Annotated in this window: 2 protein-coding genes; both read right to left on the bottom strand. The window is 62.6% G+C overall.

What is annotated here, in order from left to right:
* Positions 1-28 precede the first annotated feature (28 nt).
* Positions 29-364 carry a Grx4 family monothiol glutaredoxin gene (gene grxD, locus ACF8R3_RS00195; RefSeq protein WP_023535214.1) on the bottom strand — a complete coding sequence of 112 codons (336 nt, stop codon included), beginning with the start codon at positions 362-364 and terminating at the stop codon, positions 29-31.
* A 91-nt stretch (positions 365-455) separates the two neighbouring features.
* Positions 456-2,564, bottom strand: coding sequence for a molybdopterin-dependent oxidoreductase (locus tag ACF8R3_RS00190; RefSeq protein WP_392514555.1), 2,109 nt, complete (start codon positions 2,562-2,564; stop codon positions 456-458).
* Between the last annotated feature and the right edge of the window lie 86 nt (positions 2,565-2,650).

Genomic DNA, 2,650 nt, shown 5'->3' with positions numbered 1-2,650 from the left:
AATGGCGGGTTTTTTTATAAGCGCATTTTTACGCTTCGGCAGCCTTCGCCTTGGCAGCGGCATCCTTGATCAGGGTCTGCAGCTCACCCTTTTCGAACATTTCCAGCACGATGTCGCTACCGCCGACCAGCTCACCACCGACCCACAGCTGGGGGAAGGTTGGCCAGTTGGCATACTTGGGCAGGTTGGCGCGGATTTCCGGGTTCTGCAGGATGTCGACGTAGGCGAACTTCTCGCCGCAACCCATCACTGCCTGGGAGGCACGGGCCGAAAAGCCGCACTGCGGCGCATTCGGCGAGCCCTTCATGTAAAGCAGAATGGTGTTGTTGGCAATCTGCTCTTTGATCGTTTCGATGATATCCATGTAGCACCTCGGCTTGACTTTCCGACACGGGCGTCGGCACGGTGACGCATTGTAACGGAAAGCCGAGCTGCATGCTCGGCCTTGCCAAAGCTCAAGCGGCTTCCACGTGCACTGGAACGCCATTGAGCGCAGCATTGCCGCAGACCGAGTCGCGCAGCAGCTCGTCAGTGAGATCGTTGGCGCTGACGCCGGGCTGTGCCTGGGCGGTCTGAAGGCGCACACCGTGACGACCATGCCCGAAGCCATGGGGCAGGCTTACCACCCCTGGCATCATGCTTTCGCACGCCTGTACCTGCACCTGCACCGCCCCTGCTCGCGAGCTGACCCTGACCTGCTGGCCATCCTGCAGTTGGCGCTGGCGCAGGTCATCGGGGTGCATCAACAAGTGATGGCGCGGTTTCCCTTTGACCAGCCTGTGATAGTTGTGCATCCAGGAGTTGTTGCTGCGTACGTGACGCCGCCCTATGAGCAGCAGTTGCCCGGTTTCTGGCGGCGCCTGCCGGGCCAGGCGCTGCAGGTCATCGAGCAGCACACGCGGCGCTGCCTCGACGGTTTTGCTCGCCGTGCCCAGGCGATGGGCAAGGTTGGCCTGCAAGGGGCCCAGGTCCAACCCATGAGGGTGTGCATCGAGGGTTTCGAGTGACAGCTGCCAGGGCGTCGCCTGTCCATAACGCCCGCTGCGCAGGGCTTTGTCGATCATCTGCGCCGGCGCTACGGTCGGCGGCAGTTCACGTCCGGCACGGCGCGCATACGCCTTGGCCAGGCCGACGAAGATTTCCCAGTCGTGCAGGGCGCCCTCGGGCTTGGGCAGAATCGCTCGGTTGAACCGGCTCACATTGCGGACCGCCAGCAGGTTGAAGGTGGTGTCGTAGTGATCGTTTTCCAGGGCTGAAGTCGATGGCAGGATCAGATCGGCATGGCGCGTGGTTTCGTTGATGTACAGGTCGATACAGAGCATGAAGTCGAGCGCCGACAGTGCCCTGTCCAATTGCCGCCCGTTGGGCGTCGACAGCACGGGATTGCCCGCGACCGTGACCAGGGCGCGGACCTGCCCCTCACCTGGGGTCAGCATCTCCTCGGCAAGCGCCGCCACCGGCAGTTCTCCGGCGTACTCTGGCAGGCCCGAGACCCGACTCTGCCAGGCGTTGAAGTGGCCACCCGAGGTGCTCGCCACCACGTCCACCGCAGGTTCGGTACACAGTGTCCCGCCCTTGCGATCAAGGTTACCGGTGACCAGGTTGATCAGTTGCACCAGCCAGTGACAGAGCGTGCCGAACACTTGGGTCGATACCCCCATACGCCCGTAACACACCGCCTTGTCGGCGGCGGCGAAATCACGCGCCAACTGGCGAATGGCCTGCGCCGAGATGCCGCACAGGCCGCTCATGTCCTCGGCCGTCATGGGAGCCAGGGCGGCGCGGACATCGGCCAGCCCGGTAATCGGCAGATGCGAGCCGCGTGTCAGGCCCTCCTCGAACAGGGTATTGAGCAGCCCGCACAACAAGGCCGCGTCGCCGCCCGGCCGAATGAATAAATGGTTGTCTGCGATGACCGCAGTTTCAGTGCGCCGCGGATCGATCACCACCAGACGTCCGCCCCTGGCCTGCAAGGCCTTGAGGCGTTTCTCCACATCCGGGACCGTCATGATGCTGCCATTCGAGGCCACGGGGTTGCCGCCCAGTACCAGCATGAAATCGGTGTGGTCGATGTCCGGAATCGGCAGGAGCAGCCCATGGCCATACATCAGGTGGCTGACCAGGTGCTGGGGCAGTTGGTCCACAGAGGTGGCGGAATAGCGATTGCGGGTCTTCAACAGCCCTAAAAAGTAGTTGCCATGGGTCATCAACCCATAGTTGTGCACACTCGGGTTGCCTTGATACACGGCAACCGCATTATTGCCGTGGGCCTGCTGCACGCGCCAAAGGCGCTCGGCGGCCAGCTCAAATGCCTCCTCCCAGCCAATCGCCTGCCACTGGTCGCCCACGCGCCGGTGGGGTTGGCGCAGCCGGTCAGGATCATTCTGGATATCCTGCAGTGCCACCGCCTTGGGGCAGACATGGCCGCGGCTGAAGGGGTCCTGAGGATCGCCTTTGATGGACTCGATCCGGGCAGGTTCGCCAGGCGAGTGGCTCAGCACGATGTTCAAACCACAAATGGCTTCACATAGGTGGCAAGCACGGTGGTGCAGGGTACGGGTCATGGCCGCATGCCTCATTGTCTTGATGGCTCGACTATGAACTCAGCCTTGTACAGGAGCCAGCGTGCTTCGCGGTGTGAATTGGTCTT

This window comes from Pseudomonas sp. FYR_7, from assembly GCF_043106155.1.
Taxonomy (GTDB): domain Bacteria; phylum Pseudomonadota; class Gammaproteobacteria; order Pseudomonadales; family Pseudomonadaceae; genus Aquipseudomonas; species Aquipseudomonas parafulva_B.
Note: the sequence above shows the minus strand (reverse complement) of the source record. Positions and strands in the feature narration are given on the sequence as shown.